17 protein-coding genes are annotated in these 16,685 nt (G+C 39.3%); 7 read left to right on the top strand and 10 right to left on the bottom strand.

Features of this window, described 5'->3' with window-relative positions; all coding sequences use genetic code 11:
- Positions 1-605: 605 nt before the first annotated feature.
- Positions 606-1,067, top strand: coding sequence for a hypothetical protein (locus tag GNF10_RS27255; RefSeq protein ID WP_185581452.1), 462 nt, complete (start codon positions 606-608; stop codon positions 1,065-1,067).
- Between the two features lie 207 nt (positions 1,068-1,274).
- Here the strand turns inward: GNF10_RS27255 and GNF10_RS27250 are convergent, their stop codons facing one another.
- Genes GNF10_RS27250 through GNF10_RS27235 form a run of 4 tightly spaced genes read right to left on the bottom strand, consistent with a single transcriptional unit; the run spans position 1,275 to position 4,664 of the window.
- The gene (locus tag GNF10_RS27250; RefSeq protein ID WP_185581453.1) at positions 1,275-2,543 is read right to left on the bottom strand and encodes an MFS transporter; all 1,269 of its coding nucleotides are present in this window, start codon (positions 2,541-2,543) and stop codon (positions 1,275-1,277) included.
- A complete protein-coding gene (locus GNF10_RS27245) occupies positions 2,509-2,982 on the bottom strand; it encodes a MarR family winged helix-turn-helix transcriptional regulator (protein WP_114083091.1) in 474 nt (157 codons plus the stop codon). Before GNF10_RS27245 ends, GNF10_RS27250 begins: the two co-directional genes overlap by 35 nt.
- A gap of 19 nt (positions 2,983-3,001) precedes the next feature.
- The gene (locus GNF10_RS27240) at positions 3,002-3,856 is read right to left on the bottom strand and encodes an ABC transporter permease (protein ID WP_185581454.1); all 855 of its coding nucleotides are present in this window, start codon (positions 3,854-3,856) and stop codon (positions 3,002-3,004) included.
- On the bottom strand, positions 3,813-4,664 hold the full coding sequence (locus GNF10_RS27235) for an ATP-binding cassette domain-containing protein (protein WP_185581455.1): 852 nt from the start codon (positions 4,662-4,664) through the stop codon (positions 3,813-3,815). Before GNF10_RS27235 ends, GNF10_RS27240 begins: the two co-directional genes overlap by 44 nt.
- Before the next feature lie 376 nt (positions 4,665-5,040).
- Here GNF10_RS27235 and GNF10_RS27230 point away from each other — a divergent pair, with 376 nt between their 5' ends.
- On the top strand, positions 5,041-6,144 hold the full coding sequence (locus GNF10_RS27230) for a type I restriction endonuclease (protein WP_185581456.1): 1,104 nt from the start codon (positions 5,041-5,043) through the stop codon (positions 6,142-6,144).
- A 70-nt stretch (positions 6,145-6,214) separates the two neighbouring features.
- Here GNF10_RS27230 and GNF10_RS27225 read toward each other — a convergent pair whose 3' ends face one another.
- Both GNF10_RS27225 and GNF10_RS27220 read right to left on the bottom strand, forming a co-directional pair.
- The gene (locus GNF10_RS27225) at positions 6,215-6,367 is read right to left on the bottom strand and encodes a hypothetical protein (protein ID WP_185592669.1); all 153 of its coding nucleotides are present in this window, start codon (positions 6,365-6,367) and stop codon (positions 6,215-6,217) included.
- A gap of 275 nt (positions 6,368-6,642) precedes the next feature.
- Positions 6,643-6,849, bottom strand: coding sequence for a hypothetical protein (locus tag GNF10_RS27220; protein WP_185581551.1), 207 nt, complete (start codon positions 6,847-6,849; stop codon positions 6,643-6,645).
- Between the two features lie 275 nt (positions 6,850-7,124).
- Between GNF10_RS27220 and GNF10_RS27215 the strand changes: the two genes are divergently transcribed.
- Positions 7,125-7,298 (top strand): hypothetical protein, encoded by a 174-nt coding sequence (locus GNF10_RS27215; RefSeq protein ID WP_185581555.1) that lies wholly within the window; start codon positions 7,125-7,127, stop codon positions 7,296-7,298.
- Between the two features lie 163 nt (positions 7,299-7,461).
- Here GNF10_RS27215 and GNF10_RS27210 read toward each other — a convergent pair whose 3' ends face one another.
- The 4 genes from GNF10_RS27210 to GNF10_RS27195 are packed head-to-tail and all read right to left on the bottom strand — an operon-like array spanning position 7,462 to position 11,949.
- Entirely contained in the window at positions 7,462-8,148 is a 687-nt protein-coding gene (locus tag GNF10_RS27210; protein WP_185581552.1) for an SAM-dependent methyltransferase, read from the bottom strand.
- A gap of 46 nt (positions 8,149-8,194) precedes the next feature.
- A complete protein-coding gene (locus GNF10_RS27205; RefSeq protein ID WP_185581553.1) occupies positions 8,195-8,740 on the bottom strand; it encodes a dual specificity protein phosphatase family protein in 546 nt (181 codons plus the stop codon).
- 20 nt (positions 8,741-8,760) lie between these two features.
- Entirely contained in the window at positions 8,761-10,848 is a 2,088-nt protein-coding gene (locus tag GNF10_RS27200) for a 5'-nucleotidase C-terminal domain-containing protein (RefSeq protein WP_185581554.1), read from the bottom strand.
- A gap of 27 nt (positions 10,849-10,875) precedes the next feature.
- Positions 10,876-11,949, bottom strand: a complete 1,074-nt coding sequence (locus GNF10_RS27195) for a sulfonate ABC transporter substrate-binding protein (protein ID WP_185592671.1) — start codon at positions 11,947-11,949, stop codon at positions 10,876-10,878.
- Between the two features lie 211 nt (positions 11,950-12,160).
- Between GNF10_RS27195 and GNF10_RS27190 the strand changes: the two genes are divergently transcribed.
- The 4 genes from GNF10_RS27190 to GNF10_RS27175 form a co-directional block, all read left to right on the top strand.
- Positions 12,161-12,883 carry a class I SAM-dependent methyltransferase gene (locus tag GNF10_RS27190; RefSeq protein WP_185581225.1) on the top strand — a complete coding sequence of 241 codons (723 nt, stop codon included), beginning with the start codon at positions 12,161-12,163 and terminating at the stop codon, positions 12,881-12,883.
- A 385-nt stretch (positions 12,884-13,268) separates the two neighbouring features.
- Positions 13,269-13,628: a VOC family protein gene (locus GNF10_RS27185; RefSeq protein WP_185581224.1), complete on the top strand. Its 360-nt coding sequence runs from the start codon at positions 13,269-13,271 to the stop codon at positions 13,626-13,628.
- Between the two features lie 1,107 nt (positions 13,629-14,735).
- Positions 14,736-16,187: a glycoside hydrolase 100 family protein gene (locus GNF10_RS27180; protein WP_185581227.1), complete on the top strand. Its 1,452-nt coding sequence runs from the start codon at positions 14,736-14,738 to the stop codon at positions 16,185-16,187.
- A gap of 65 nt (positions 16,188-16,252) precedes the next feature.
- The coding region (locus tag GNF10_RS27175) for a transcription antitermination factor NusB (protein WP_311774219.1) at positions 16,253-16,685 on the top strand (433 nt) is incomplete at its 3' end.

Below are 16,685 nucleotides of genomic sequence, written 5' to 3'. Positions count from 1 at the left end.
CTGTCATGCTTCTAAAACACAGCATTTAGGTCATTTTCAAAAATACAGCATTTACGAGCGCACCTGCGGAATGTGGGATATATCAGAATGTTGGGTTACGCAAAGCCTCCACCCAACCTACAATTTTTTGCAACATTTTAGCCTTGACACGCCACTCCATATAGCCAGATTTTTTCACATAATCAAATCGGATTGCTATAGAAATAATCTGCTCGTTGAAATTTTTAAAACAGCATTGTTGTCTTTTTACTTGTGATGCCCATTTGTCAAGCCCGATTTATACCAATTTACATGATCTTACCCTGCAAATTGCATTAGTAAAAGTATCTAAAGATTTGACATAGGCATCTAAACATTTGACACAAGCATCTAAAGATTTTGCATTGTAAAAACAATTTACTTTTTTTATATTTATTAATATGACCAGAGCAAATCACAGTTTTTTTGCCAGTATTTTTTTCATAAAAACACTCTGTGATTTAGTCCGAAAAACTCAAGATTAGCAATTAAAAAAACAATAAAAAAGCTACAGGTAAAGCTTAATTGTGCTTTTTGACATTTATTAATGAAGCAAAATTTATATCCTAATAGGAGGATTAAGTCTAATGGCATCTGATTCAAATTCTGTTTTTGATAATCTCGTTAACGATGGTGGTCTGGCTAGCAACCTCAGCGATCCTTTTGCACCTGGAGGTGCTTTTGGCATCCCAACGGCTGAGACCTTCGATTTTGATAAGTATGGTATTCCAAAAGAAGGTAGCTTCGATCCTACTAAGTATGGTATTCCAAAAGAAGGCAGCTTCGATCCTACTAAGTACGGTATTCCAAAAGAAGGTAGCTTCGATTTTGATAAGTATGGTATTCCAAAAGAAGGTACTTTCGATCCTACTAAGTATGGTATTCCAACTGAAGGCGGCTTTAATTTAGGTAGCTCTGGCATCCCAACGGCTGATAGCTTCGACCCTTCTAAGTTTGGTATTCCAACTGAAGGCGGCTTCGACCCTTCTATATTTGGTATTCCAACCGGAGGCAGTATACCAATTTTTGGTGGTGGCCCAACTGCTTAGTGGCAATTGTATAACTAGAAGGGCAAATTCAAGTTATATATAATTTCAAAAGTCTGGGTTGCTCTATCTTTTAATTGCGTGATGTGCAACTTTCACTAAACAAAAATCCCATCCAAGCAAGAGATAACAATTTTTGTAGCTCTTGCATAGGATGAGATTTTTATTATCTATGAAAGACAAGGTGGGGACTTCCGCGACACGTTAAATTTATTTATACTCTTGCAAAGCCCCTAACTTACAAATTCCTGGCCAAATCATTGCTGTTGCAATCACTACTACAATTGTGCCAATTCCACCACCCACAACGGAAATCACTGGGCCAAATAAAGCAGCAGTCAAGCCGGACTCAAAGCCCCCTAATTCATTCGAGGCACTAATAAACACGCTATTAATAGCAGCAACCCGACCACGCAAATGATCTGGTGTTCTGATTTGAACTAATGTATGGCGAATCACAACGCTAATACTATCTAGTGCGCCACCGAGGATCAGCATTAACATAGACAGCCAAAAGGAACGAGAAAGTCCAAAGATAATTGTGACAACTCCAAAGCCAACCACTGACCACAATAAGGCCGGGCCTGCTTTACGTAACGGTGGTAAATATGCCAGGGTAATCGCCATAGTCAAAGCACCGATGGAGTGGGCTGCTTGGAGATATCCCAATTCCACTGGCCCCACGTGTAAAATATCTTTGGCAAAAATGGGGAGAAGCGCGATCGCACCACCCAACAATACTGCAAACATATCTAATGTAATCGCTGCTAAAATCAACTGATTCTGCCAAACAAATTTAGCGCCAGCAGCAAGCGCTTGGAGTGAAATTGGCTCAGTTGAGCGAATAACTTTTTGCTCTTTAATCGCCAGCGTTAAAAGAAAACACAGCAACGCTGCGATCGCTGCTAATACATAAACTCCTGTAGCACTTCCCAATAGCGCAATCCCGAATCCCCCGAAGGCTGGGCCAATAACTGCGGCTAACTGAAAGCTACTACTATTCCAGGTGGCTGCATTGGTAAAAGCGCTGACAGGTATTAATTGCCATATCAGAGCATCACTGGCAGGTTTAAGAAATGCCCTAGCGACACCTGTTAATACTAAGCAGGCGTAAATTAGAAAGATTGCACCTTGAGTATAGGAAAGCACTGCCAAAGCTAGGGAGCAGAGGGCTAGCAACATTACCGACATTAATATGGTGACTTTGCGATCGCCGCGATCGGCAACATCTCCGGCAATTAAGGTGAGAATAATCATTGGTAGGACTTGCGCCAGTCCTACACCGCCTAAAGCGATCGCTGAGTTAGTTCGCTCATAGAGTTCCCAGCCAATCGCTACAGTTTGCATTTGCGACCCCACGAACAGCACCAGCCGTCCAATGGTAAATAGCCGATAGTCTCGAAACTTAAAGGCTGCAAAGGGATCGTGTTGTGCAACCTCAAAGTTATGGGGCTTTGAGTTCTGTTTTCTCGAAGACATTTTTTAGTAGAGTTAAGCCTTCTTCAATGTTGGAAATTTGGTCTTCTGAAAGACCTGTCAGCAAGTCGGTAATATGAGCGCGAGTTTGATCTTGGGATTGCTTGAGATGGTGTTTTCCATCTTCAGTTAAATTGAGCAGCACCCGCCGCCGCTCTTGAGGATGAGCAATCCGTTTCACAAAGTCGCGTTGTACCAAGCGTTCTATGGTTGCTGATGCCGTGGCAGAGGTGACACCTAAATGCTCTGCCAGATCAGATAATGAAGCACCAGGATTACGGTTGATAAATGCTAGCGATCGCAACTGAGGTATAGATAAAAAAGCGGCACTATGGGCACGCATATCCGCTCGGATAAACCGCATCACTAATGGAACTGTCTCCATTACTCTAGCGGCACATTCTTCGGAAGTTGCACCTTGATTAGGTTTATCCAAGGTCATGGGCTTGTTGTTCTCCTAGTTACATGGCCACCCGTGGATAAAGTTTTCCACCAAGGATGGCCAAAATTATTAATGTGAATAAGAGAATTGTACAATCCAGACCAAAGCCATAGATGCTAGTGCCGTTTAACAGCATGGTGCTACGTAACCCGTCAACCAAATAGGTCAACGGATTTAAATGGGAAATGAATTTTAACCAACTGGGCATCAAAGAAATCGGATAGATGGCATTGCTAGCAAAAAATAACGGCATGGTTAACAATTGTCCAATACCCGTCATCCTTTCTCGGCTTTTCACCAAACAGCCAATAATTAATGAAAAAATACAAAATGTTCCCGCCCCTACTATGACCAGGAATAGTACTTGGAGAATAGCTAGGGGATGAAGATTTAGTTTGACACCTAATAAAAATGCTAATCCGTAAATGAATATTACCTGAGATAAGCACCGCACCCCACATGCTAGGGCTTTGCCCAACACCATCGCCACGCGAGGCGTAGGACTAGCTAAAAATTTATGGACAATGCCTAAATCTCGCTCCCAGATTAGCGTCATTCCACCACTAAAAATTGCCACGAACAGAATACTCTGAGCCAAAATGCCAGCAGAAATAAAGTCTAAATAGGGTAAGTTTCCTGTAGGAATCGCACGAGTTCGGGCGAAAACTTGCCCAAAAATTAGCAGCCATAAAGCTGGTTGCACAGCCCGAACGACTAAATCAGTGGGATCGTGGCGGAGTTTACGGATTTCCAATTCAGCGATCGCCAGGGTTTTCGTAACTAGCTCTTTAATTGCAGAGATCAAATTTACTCGGACAGTGGGTGGTGCTTTAACCCAACCGTTGAGCAGTACGTCTGGTTCTTGCTGTGTCACGGTAGTTCACTCCTGATGTTAACTGGTCGCCTGTATAGTGAATAAAGACATCATCCAAAGTTGCATTTGGGTTATCTAAAGAAGCTTTTAAGTCGGTTGGTGTACCTGTAGTAACGACCTCACCTTGCTGCATAATCGCCACTCGGTTACATAAACTATCCGCTTCTTCTAAAAAGTGGGTTGTTAAAAATATAGTTGTGCCGTAATCAGCACAGAGTTGTAATACAAGCTGCCATACTTGAGTTCGAGCGATAGGATCTAACCCAACAGTCGGCTCATCAAGAAACAGAATTTGGGGCTGATGTAGAACTGATATGCCAATTTCCAGCTTGCGGATCATCCCACCAGAATAGTTTCGTACCAAGCGTTTCGCCGCATCTTGTAAACCCATGTATTCTAGAATTTCATAGATGCGGCGATCGCGTCCTTTGGCAGGTATTCCATACAGCTTGGCGAAGATTAAGAGATTTTCGTAACCCGTGAGACTACCATCAGCAGACAACGCCTGGGGTACATAGCCGATAGCTCGTCTCACAGGATTGGGTTGACGAGTTACATCATAGCCAGCTAAGGTTGCTTTCCCTGCACTGATTGGCAGTAAGGTTGTCAACATTTTAATAACTGTACTTTTCCCTGCTCCATTGGGGCCAAGCAGTCCAAATACTTCGCCCTGTTCTACAGATATGCTCAGGTTATTAACTGCGGTTAACTTACCAAAACGGCGTGTGAGTCCCTGAGTTTCCAGAATCAACGGTTTTGGTTCGCTAGCAGGTTGCGATCGATTTATTTTTCCCGTCAGTATTGTCACAAGTTTGATGCACTTCTATTAATTAGCAAATCTAACTATTAGCTTCTCAATAGATTTACTAGAAGTCAATAGACTTCTGGCATAAATTGGAATAAGAGTAAAAAGAAACTCAGTAGAGTGGCGGCGGAGTATAACTGAGTGCGATCGCAGTCTATCCATAGTCAGTAAGTTCTTTATATCTTGTTCAAAATCCTTGACCCTGTAATGCACTGAAGTTTGACGGCTTGTGGATAGATGCTGAAATGGTATGCGATTCATCCCTGCATGGGTGTAAATCAGTGTTGTACTTCAAAACCCTGTTATTTATCCAGATTTTTTGTGAATTATAACTTTATAGCCTACATAGTCATAAACAAACGTCTTGGAGCATCACATCATGGATTTCATTGATAAAGTCAAAGCTTTTGCATCTACAATCCCTACAAAATTAAGTAGTATCAAGACTGAAGAAGCTACAAAGCACTTCCTGATTATGCCTTTTATTCAGCAAATCTTGGGATATGATGCCTTTAATCCAAATGAAGTTATGCCTGAGTATGATGCAAATGTGGGAGCTAGCACCAGTTACAAGCTAGACTATGCAATATTCAAAAACAGTCAACCAGCAATCCTGATTGAGTGCAAACGTTACGGTACTGATTTTAAAAATGATCGTGAATGGAGTCAATTATTTGCATATTTTATGGCGACTGAAGCTCGCATTGGTATACTAACAGATGGGGTAAATTACAAGTTATATGCTGACTTAGAAAGACCTAATAAAATGGATAAAACTCCATTTTTGGAATTAGACCTACTTAATTTAAATGAGTCAGCAATCCGCGAACTCTATAAATTAACTAAATCCACATTTAATATTGATGAAGCTATTACAGCCGCCTCGGAGTTAAAGTATGTAGGTGGTATTAAGACTCTGCTTAAAAAGCAAGTTGAAGCACCCAATGATGAATTTGTTAAATATTTTTTCAAAGAGTTATGCCCTGGCAATAATTTTGTAGGGCAATTAAAAAATGAGTTTACTGGATATACGCAAAGGGCTATTCAAGAATTTATTCGTGAGGAAATTGAAACCCTTTTAGATGAAGCAGCAGGACGCTCAAAAACGAAATCAGAGGTTGTAAATCCCGAACCAGAAATAAAACCAGAACCGATCATCAAACAATCTGAGTTTACAGATGACGAGCGTGAAGGATATTACATACTTAAGTCGATTTTACGTCAGGTATTAGATCCAGCAAGAATAACATACAAAGATACAGCGAGCTACTGTAATATTCTGCTTGATGGGAACACTTGGAAACCGATTGTTCGTTTGCATTTCAATAACCCAAGTTGTAAGAAATTAGAAATGTTCTCAATAGATTCAAATGGGAATAGAGTACCAGACAAAGTTTCTATCGATAACCTCAATGAAATTTATCAGTACGCTGAAAAATTCAAGGCAATTGTAGCTTCTTATGAACAGCCTCAAGCTGTATAAGTAACATATCTAAAAAGCGACTATCAGAATTGAATCATTAAGTAAGTCGATGGGAATAAACAAAACTATATTACGAAACGTAAATATGCCCTAAACCACATAAATATAGAGAATCTGGCGATCGCTTATTGTATATTGTAGTTTTGAGAGCGATCGCTTTGCCAGAATTGTATTGAATTATTTGATTTATATTTTTAAATATTCTCAGATTACTAAATAGCATTGAGTTGCATATCTACTTTTAGCCTAGATTAAGCTCATATCTATCTGTAAGAAATTGCTCGTTTTCCTTTATTGAATCTAATTGTCTGTCCAATAAAAAATGGATGCCAATGATAGCATCCATTTTTTGCTTTCATCTCATTGATATCAGGATTTTGGAAAACATTAAAGACAACTACAATTCTCTCAAAAAGTAATTTATATTGAGTGAATTATATCAGTATTATCCCGTATGAATTCCAAAGCTTTACCTATGGTATTTCTAGTCATGACCTACTATTGGTCAAGCCTAAAACCTAAAACTAGGATGGGAATTTGATTCCCATCAGCAGTGGTCAGATTCCCGGTGATTCTAATATCAGGATTACCTTGCATATCACGATTACGTCGCCTTCTTGAAAATAATTGTCCTCCAGACAGATGTTGCTGTTGGTCTGAAGGTATCTCCACAAATAACTCTTGTTGTTTGGCTATAATTGACATAATTACCTCACTTACGTACATAGGTATTCAATACCTATATCATTCTTTATAAGGATATTTATTTGAAATTAAATTAACCGAAAGTAATAATTTTGAAACCTATGTATACCTTTATTTTTTCATCTAAAAGCATTAGGGCGCATCTAGCGGTTAGGGGATGGCAAAGTAGAATCTGGAAATAAGTTATCAAAAGCGTCCATTCACCCAAGCCAGTCATAAATATAACAAATGATTAAAACCGGACTCACTCCACCACATTCCAACACCTTTTAATCTTGGCGTTCATCAACCATTTACAAGCACTTTCAACTCATGCCACTTCCCAACAGCAAATTCTACTCAGTAGAAGATTAACTGGTGCAGGTATCTGTTGTAGCGTTCACGAAGTGACTCTGCAAGAGTATCGCTCATCGCAGCAAAGTATACTGACCATGAATGCAACTTGGTAACAGCAACACTGATGTCCATTTCTGGTAGAAATGCCACATAATAACGCTGATTGTAGTGAGCGGTGCGATCGCATTACAAATTATTGAATCATTGAGCGCTTGTTGATAAAATCTTTATTAGTAATCACAATGTAATTCCTGAAAATTACGAATTACGAATTTTCTAAACATCTTTGGTTATCTTCAACATTTTATTTCCACCATGCTGTAGCTCATATTCAACATTTTCAATATCTATCTTATAACCCATTGAAGTGTAATGTTTTACTATTTCATCTAAATGTTGAGAATGTTTCCACATTAAAGTTATCAGGGGAAATATTCTGATTTCTTTAGCAATACGTAGCATTTCACCTATAGAATTTAGGTGAAAGTTGTAATCGAGATGGTCAGAATATAAAAACAATAAATGTGAACACAGGGCTATGTCAAACTCTTGATCTTTAAATTCTAATTTTGGAAACTCATCGACTATATATCTGTTGCTTTTTTTGCCATTTTCATAATCAGACAGAAATTCTTTAATAACTTTGACTCGATTCTGTCGCAAATCATCTGGAGATTTATGATAGCCCCATACCCAATCTTTCGATGTAGCCTTGACTTGGTTAATGATATTATCTACCACTTCATTAAATCGTTGCAATATCTCATCACCAGAAAATTGGTATAATGGCTCAACAGAAACTACACTTTTACCCTGACGTGTCATTTCTGCATTAAAGCTTGCCGGTCCGTCACCAATTCCAAGGATTTTTTTATTTAAATCTGCGTCTGTTAAATTGAATATTTTTATATATTCATCCATTGATCTGCCAAAAGGAACTACTTTATCTAGAACCATTGCCATAGAATTTACCTCGTCAAGAAACTGACTAAACAGGATAATAGCAAAATCAAAAGACTTTATGTATTGCTAGACGGCAATCATTTAGAAGCAAGTCAAGTTCTTTTACAACTTTCAACGGATTTCTACCTATAAACACAGCAGCTAATGCAGATTCATAAGGATTTCTACCTGTTTTCTTGACAGCATTTATTGCTGCTTGATTTGATAATCCTCGGACACTAACTAGCCATGCTGCTAATATATGTCCAGTACGTCCAATTCCACCAGAGCAGTGTACAACTACCTTCTCATTTTGTTTATCTGCTTCTATTAAGAAAGGAAGTATTTTCTGTGTGAGAGTTTCTAAATCAGATAGATGGAAATCTACAATTGGTGCCCAACATACTAGCTGATTACCAAATTCCTGTTTGTAGCTATCCAGAAGATTAGAATAATAAGCTAGTTGTTGATTGGGAAGAAGGCAACAAACTCGCTTAATATTTTGGGACTTCATGAATTGTATCCAATTCTGAACTTCCTTATCAGTGTATCCAGGTCGCGCAGCACCAAATACTATTTGCTCGTTCTCCCAAGCCGGGGCAAACTTATACATCTTTAAGCAAGCACAAATAATTAATCTGATAGCACCACATCTTTACGCAATTTGAGATTTTGAATGCGAGTATCTTCTGCGGGTGGCACATCCCTTTGAGAAAAGGGAATCTGCTTAAAGTTAGCAGCTAGATATTCGGCTAATGTATCTTGCTCCGAACCATCAGCAGCAAAGGTGGCTGAACCTGTGTGTTTGCTCTTATCAGCATCTTTTGATGTCAAATCAACCCGTTCTGTTTTCCCAAAAGGATAGCCATCACCACCAGTTGCGAGGAAGTTGAGGGTAACAGTGCGGAAGATCCGATTAGGATCACCCACTAACTCGGCATTTTTAACTACTACATCAATAATTTTGCCCTTCTCATCTTTGATAGCAAGGGATTTGACGCGCTTACCTGCTGGCAAATCTGGGTCAAAGCTAAAGGTTAATCCCGCTATTTGGGGAAAACTGCCAGGGGTAGCACTGGGTGCGATCGCTGCTACGCTATGTTCAATGACCGCTAGTAGTTCTTTTGCACTTAGAGTAACTAAAGTCAAGCCATTGTTAAATCGTAACGCATTGGTGATATCAAGTTGGGAAATTTCTTTTGCTTTCTTACCTGCTACAGGATTTGCTTGAGGTGGTAGTTTGATAACATCTTGTGAGCGAGTCGAACCTGGGGGAAAGGTGTATATACCAATATTGTCACGGATACCACCGCCATTTTTGATGGAAATGACTGTCTTAGGATCGTATCGTTTAGCGATCGCTAAATTAGCTTCGGCTGTCAAATTCCCTAAATTGGTTTCTTGTGTACGGACATCACCGCGCCAGCCATTGAGGAAGACGTTAGTTTTCCCAAAAATTTTACCATCTTGGGCAATAATCACTTTTTGAAGTGCCTCTGTAATGGCGACAATTTTAGGATCGGGTTTCCCCGCGACAGTTGCTACACCTTTAGAATCAGTCGCATAAGCACCACTGATTTTGGAGTCAATACTAAACGGAATAATCACTCCATTCGCATCAAAGTTAACTACTAGACGACCAACATAACGATAGTTTCCATCAGTATTAACTACGGCTATCGGATTACCATCTGCTGCTTTTGTGAGGATTGGATAAGTTCCAGCAGATTTATCACCGACTCGTAGACGGTCTGTTTTGTCGGCTAGTAAGGTATTAGAACCACCAGCAACAACTATATCTACTCCTTTGAGCAGTTTTGCTAGCTTTTGCTCAATAGCAATTTGCTGCATGTGCGCCAACAGAATAACTTTATTAATATCTGGGTTTTTTGTCAGCAGTGCATCGACAGAAGTTTGAATTTCAGCAGCTAAGGCGGCGATGTCTGCGGCATCACGATCGTTAAATTCTTTAGGCAACACAGTTACACCACCGGGAGAGGAAATCGTCCGCAGAGTGGGAGTTGTAGCCCCAACTACACCAATCTTTTCACCATTGAGGGTAATGATGGTACTACGGGCAATTTTATTAGGAATTTTATTTGCCTCTTGTCCATCAGCAGTAACTAATTTTGCCAGGTCTTTATCAGTGCTGAAGTCTAGATTCGTGCTGAGATAAGGAAAATTTGTACCTGGGTAATCTTTTTTAGCACTGAGTAAATCGGCAACAACACCCGTACCTAAGTCAAATTCGTGATTACCAAAGGCGATCGCACCAAACCCTAGAGCATTTAAAATTAAAATATCTCCTCTTCCCTGTCCACCAAAAACTGGATCACTAGCAAATAAGAAGGGACTGGGAATATAGGCATCTCCAGATGAAAGGATTAAGGTATTAGGATAATCAGGCTTACCGTCACGGTTAGCATCCTGATTTTTGAGTGCATTCAACACTGCCGAAAAGTTTGGTGCATCCTTCAGTGCTAGAACACCTGCTTCTTGGTCGGAAGTATGTAAAAGTTGCAGTGTGAATCCAGGTTTAGGTGTTGTTCTGACTTGCGCTACACCAATACTAGTTCCCAGAGAGAATAATATACCAAATATAACTAACGAACTTAATTGGTTCGTACTTAAATTTAGGCTATTAAGCTTACCGAAAAATCTATTTTTGGAATTTAACAAAGGCATAATAACTTTTAAACGTGTTATGTTAACTTGTAACATTATTCGGAATTCAAAAATAATTATTTATTAATTATTCACTTTTCCTTGCCAAACAATTTCCTTAACCTTGATTTCTTTTGGGATCAACTTAATTTTGTAGAAGGTATCTGCAATCTCTTGTTGTTTAGTAATCACTTCATCTGTGAGCGGAAGTACATCATATTCACGCCGCTTTTCTGCTATTTCCAACACAGGAGCATCTATACCCAAAGCAGGGGAAAGAAGTTTAGCAACTTCACTAGGATTATTTTTTGCCCAGTCACTAACTTTCTTCACCCTATCCAAAACTATTTTTAAAACATCAGGCTTGGCATCAACAAAAGATTTTGCAGCTAGATAATAACCACGATTGGGAGCTAATTCCGTTGCGTCTGCTAAAATGCGTGCGCCTGTTGCTGCTTCTGCGGCGGCTAAATATGGATCCCAAATTGCCCAAGCATCAACCTTTTTTCCTTCAAAGGCAGCACGAGCATCGGCGGGTGGGAGAGTTGCTGGCTGGATGTCACTGTACTGTACCCCTGCTTTTTCGAGCGCTTTCACCAATAGGTAGTTAGCATTAGAACCTTTGGCAAAAGCAACTTTTTTACCCTTGAGTTCAGCCACATTTTTAATAGGTGAATCCTTGGGTACTACGATGGCTTCAGCTTTCGGACTCCAAGGATCATAGGCAACATAAACTAGAGGAATACCCCCAGCTTGGGCAAATATTGGTGGTGATTCTCCGGTATAGCCAAAATCAATGCTACCTGCATTCAATGCTTCTAGCATTGGAGGCCCAGCCGGAAATTCTGACCAAGTTACGGAAGATCCTGAAGTTGCAAAGGCTTTTTCTAATTCTCTTCTCGCTTTCAGTGCATAGAGGACAGTTGACGCTTTCTGGTAGCCTATACGAATTGTAGTGCCGCTAGCTACTGGGTTGGGGCTAGCTGTCTGAGTTGTTCCATTGTTACTTGCGCTTGGAGAACAAGCAGAGATAGCCAAAGTTAAGCTAAGTCCCAATGCAAATAATAGGGAAAAGGTGTGGATTCTTTGCTGTTTGAACCTTTGGAGGCAGGCAAAAGCCATACCCAAAAATCGACTTGAAGAGAACTTCGTAAACATCTTCATTTTGCTTTCAAGGGTAAATAAATATCAGATTTCAGCGACTCAAAGATAAATCTACGATAAGTCTATTAATTCATCGTATTATTATGGAATGATAAAAATATCACATAATTACAGATGAAATGCAAGTTTCTTCGCTGAAGAAAAAAATCTTACTAAAAGTCATAGCAGTGTCAAATATGAATTTAATCGGATCAGAAAGGACGCGATGACAGATAATATTCTTCAACAACAGATTGAGTACTATCGCGCTAGAGCCAATGAATATGATGAGTGGTTCTATAGAAAAGGACGCTACGATAGCAGTCCGGAAATAAACCAGCGTTGGTTTAATGAAGTAGCTGTGATCAAAAATACATTACACCAAATTGGCTTGGTGGATGATATTTTGGAGTTAGCATCTGGAACAGGTATCTGGACGCAGGAGCTTTTAAGGATCGGTAAAAAGATTACTGTGATCGATGCATCTGAAGAAATGATTGCAATTAATCGCTCGAAGTTAAATTCACTGAGTGTTGAATATCACCTAATTGATTTATTTACTTGGCAACCTGATACTGAATATGATTTGGTGTTCTTCGCCTTTTGGCTATCTCATGTGCCGCCAAAATTACTCGATTCTTTTTTGACGAAAATCTATCAATCTGTTCGCCTTGGTGGGGAAGTCTTTATCATTGACTCTTCCTTTGAGCCGACATCCACAGCTAACAATCATATCCTTGAAGACGACGGAAACATATATAAAACCCGTAAATTAAATGATGGTCAAGAATTTCAGATTGTCAAAATTTTTTATCAGCCGGATGAACTTGAGAATAAGCTAAAAAAAGCAGGCTTTCAGGCTGAGGTAAAAGTAACAGATAATTATTTTATCTACGCACAGGGAAAAAAATTTGAAACAATTCGTAATTTGGAATCTGTAATTATTTAAATTACACCTAATGTATTACTAATTTAGTACTACCTATATACTATGGGAGCATCAGACCTATTTTTTCTTGTGGATATATTAATTCAAGATGGCATCAGAAAACATCTTCCTGCTATTTTCTCTGACATACTCCTCAAACTAGGTACTGTTGCAAAATCTATGTATATATATTGGTTATAGCTATACAGATGACTTATGTGGGTCTAAAGGAGTAGAAATGAAATGTATTTTGATTAACTGCGAACAACATTATCAAGAGCTAGGTGAACAGAAAGTTGAAGACCTTTTCAAGTTGAAGATAGACTATTTTTAGATCAATCTTAGTTAACTATGATTGCTGAGTAAGCAAAATAAAATCCATTAGCTGCCTAATAGACAGTTTGCAATGCAAATTATTAAAGTATTAACCAGAGTCTATCTTAGTCCGGTAGACTTGGATGAGGCGATCGCTTTCTATGAAAACCTTTTTACAGAAAAATGTTGGTTGTGGTTTCAATATTCCGAGTCTGAGTTGGAACTGGCAAGTGTTGGTTCTATTCTTTTAATTGCTGGTTCGGCAGAAGCACTCTCTCCATTCAAGAGTACACACGCAACATTTCTTGTGGACTCACTCAATGATTTTAAAGAAGCACTTATTCAGCAGGGTGCTGTAATTCTGGCAGAACCGAACAAAGTTACCACTGGAGCGAATATGCGAGCGATGCATCCTGATGGAACCATTATTGAGTATCTTGAGTTTGGATAATAGAATAGAAGGTTTCTAGTTGATGTGATATGAAGTAAGTGATTGATACTCATTGATTCCACAAAATTCTCATGTTATGGAAAGTGCTTAGTTTACCGCCGTAGGCATCACACCAAAATATTATTGATATTTCTGTGTAAGAATTTGCTTGGTAAACTTTTGTTGATAGCATGTTAGTTTCTTCTTCAAGTTTGCCTATTTGCTTATTAACAAAAGCGCAAGCTTACCTGATATAGCGAATATAGTATGTATTGCATAGTCCACATTTGCTACAGAGTTCTTTCGTAGGGCGGTGGCTTCTAGGTTTTAAGGTTCTGGCTTCTTTGCGCCTGCTAGAATTAAGAGTGATAATGCCAACGTTATTAAACTTGCGTATCGTCGATTAGCAAGACAATATCATTCTGATGTCAACAGTTCTGCATCACAAAAGCTTTAACGCAAGTAATTAATCAAGCTTTTGATACTTTCAGGTCTAAAGATGCTGAGATTATTTAATCAACGAGCCAAGCTACTCTGTGTCTATACACCTCTCTGTGAGACTTAGTTACTTTTATAAACACCCCATGTCATCTGCCAGTAGGGTAAAAAATTTAACCCTTCAGAAGTATTGACATTTGAAATTTTTCAAGAATTCATCTTGCATATTCTGAAAAAAAGTTATAAATTATTATTCTATAGGGGAATAATCTCACCTCTTAGTGTCAAAAACTAATCCTGCTCAAGTAAATATACTGCAACCAGTTTTAACTTCACACAAACCATAAGCAGCGCTGAAGATATATTTTTGTTTGGTAAAGCAAAGCTTCTGGACATGAAACAGAACAATAAATAATTTAAAAATATATCTTGTGTGACTGTTTGAAGAATTATATTACTACTCTGGGTGAATAAAAACAACTATAATTCACCAATGCAGTAATTGATTATAGGGCAATTAACTAATAATAAGGCTGTAAGAATTTCAGCAGATTTATTTGTTGTTAGTTAATTAACTTTCTCCAAATTATGCTATTCAAAGAATCGTTTTTGTTATGCTGAGAATAGCAAAAATAAGGAATGAAGACGCATCTACCACAAATTCACAACCCGAATGGAGTTATTCTGGCGATGCACCTAAACGAATTGGAAACTACTGAAAATTTAAAAGAAGTAGAAGAAGCGTGGCTAACACTAGAAAAATCAATTCTCTATTATCAAGGCCGCCCCGTTGGTACTGTAGCCGCTTATGATGCATCTGTAGAGGCTCTCAATTATGACCAGTGCTTTGTTCGGGATTTTGTCTCTTCAGCTCTAATTTTTCTGATCAAAGGTAGAACAGATATTGTTCGCAATTTCTTAGAAGAAACCTTAAAGTTACAACCTAAAGAAAGGGCATTAGATGCCTATAAACCTGGACGGGGATTAATTCCAGCTAGCTTTAAAGTTGTATCAGAAAATGGGCAAGAATATTTAGAGGCTGATTTTGGTGAACATGCGATCGCTAGAGTTACACCTGTTGATTCTTGCCTATGGTGGATTATTTTGTTACGTGCCTATGTAGTCGCCACTGAAGATTTTTCTCTAGCTTATCAACCTGAATTCCAAAATGGCATCAGGTTAATTATGGAAATCTGCTTGGCGAATCGCTTTGATATGTACCCAACGCTGTTGGTTCCAGATGGTGCTTGTATGATTGACCGTCGTATGGGCATTTATGGGCATCCTTTAGAATTGCAAGTTCTTTTTTACACAGCATTGCGTGCATCTCGTGAACTGCTAGTTTGTCAAGGGAATTCCGATATTGTGGCAGCCATTGATAACAGGTTGCCTCTTTTATGCGCTCATATTCGCCAGCATTATTGGATAGATATTAATCGCCTGAATGAAATTTATCGCTTCAAAAGTGAAGAATATGGTAAAGGTGCTGTGAATCTGTTCAACATATATGTAGATTCTGTTCCCTATTATGAATTAGATAAGTGGTTGCCAAAAAAAGGTGGCTATCTAGCGGGTAATGTCGGGCCGTCGCAGCTAGATACTCGCTTCTTTTCACTCGGAAACTTAATGGCGATTATTTCAGACTTAGCCACCGAAGAACAGTCACAAGCAATTATGACTCTCATTGAGGATCGATGGGATGATTTGGTGGGAGATATGCCGATGAAAATTTGTTTCCCAGCTTTAGAACATGAAGAATACAGAATTGTAACTGGATGTGACCCCAAAAATATCCCCTGGTCGTATCATAATGCTGGTAGTTGGCCAGTTTTAATGTGGATGTTGGCAGCTGCGGCTGTGAAAACTAACAAAATAAGTCTTGCACAAAAGGCTATTCAAACTGCCCAAGGACGGCTCAGTACAGATCAATGGCCAGAATATTACGACGGTAAGAAAGGGCGACTGATTGGGAAACAAGCTAGGAAATATCAAACTTGGACAATTACTGGGTTCTTATTGGCGAAAGAACTGATGGCAAACCCCACTTACTTACCACTAATCAGCTTTGGTAAATTACCAGCAGAACAGGTTTCTAGAGCATGTGAGTTTGAAATCGCTAGTGTAGACCCGTATATGCAATAATTCGTAATTCGTAAAGAGTTGGGAGTTAGAATACAAAAGCCTCCTGACTCCTGATTCATGTTTCCATGACAAACCCCCGTCAACTAGCTTTTATCACTCTGCGAGATGTTCATAAGGGGGCTTATGCTGATGTTGCCCTAGATAGAGTACTGCAAAAAGTTAATTTGCCCGATCACGATCGCCGTTTGGTGACAGAATTGGTTTATGGGAGCGTCAGAAGGCAGCGCACTCTAGATACTCTCATAGATCAATTTGCCAAAAAGAAATCTCACCAACAACCCCCAGACCTCCGCACCATCTTACACTTGGGTTTCTACCAGCTGCGCTATCAAGAGCGTATTCCCGCCTCTGCTGCTGTTAATACCACCGTCCAACTCGCTAAAGAAAACGGTTTTTCTGGACTTACGGGTTTTGTTAACGGTCTATTACGCCAGTATCTTAGAAAAGCAGAGGAGCAAGGGAGCAGAGGGGCAGAGGGGCAGGGGAGCAAGGGAGTAG

The organism is Nostoc sp. UCD121 (assembly GCF_014222285.1).
Classification (GTDB): domain Bacteria; phylum Cyanobacteriota; class Cyanobacteriia; order Cyanobacteriales; family Nostocaceae; genus Nostoc.
Note: the sequence above shows the minus strand (reverse complement) of the source record. Positions and strands in the feature narration are given on the sequence as shown.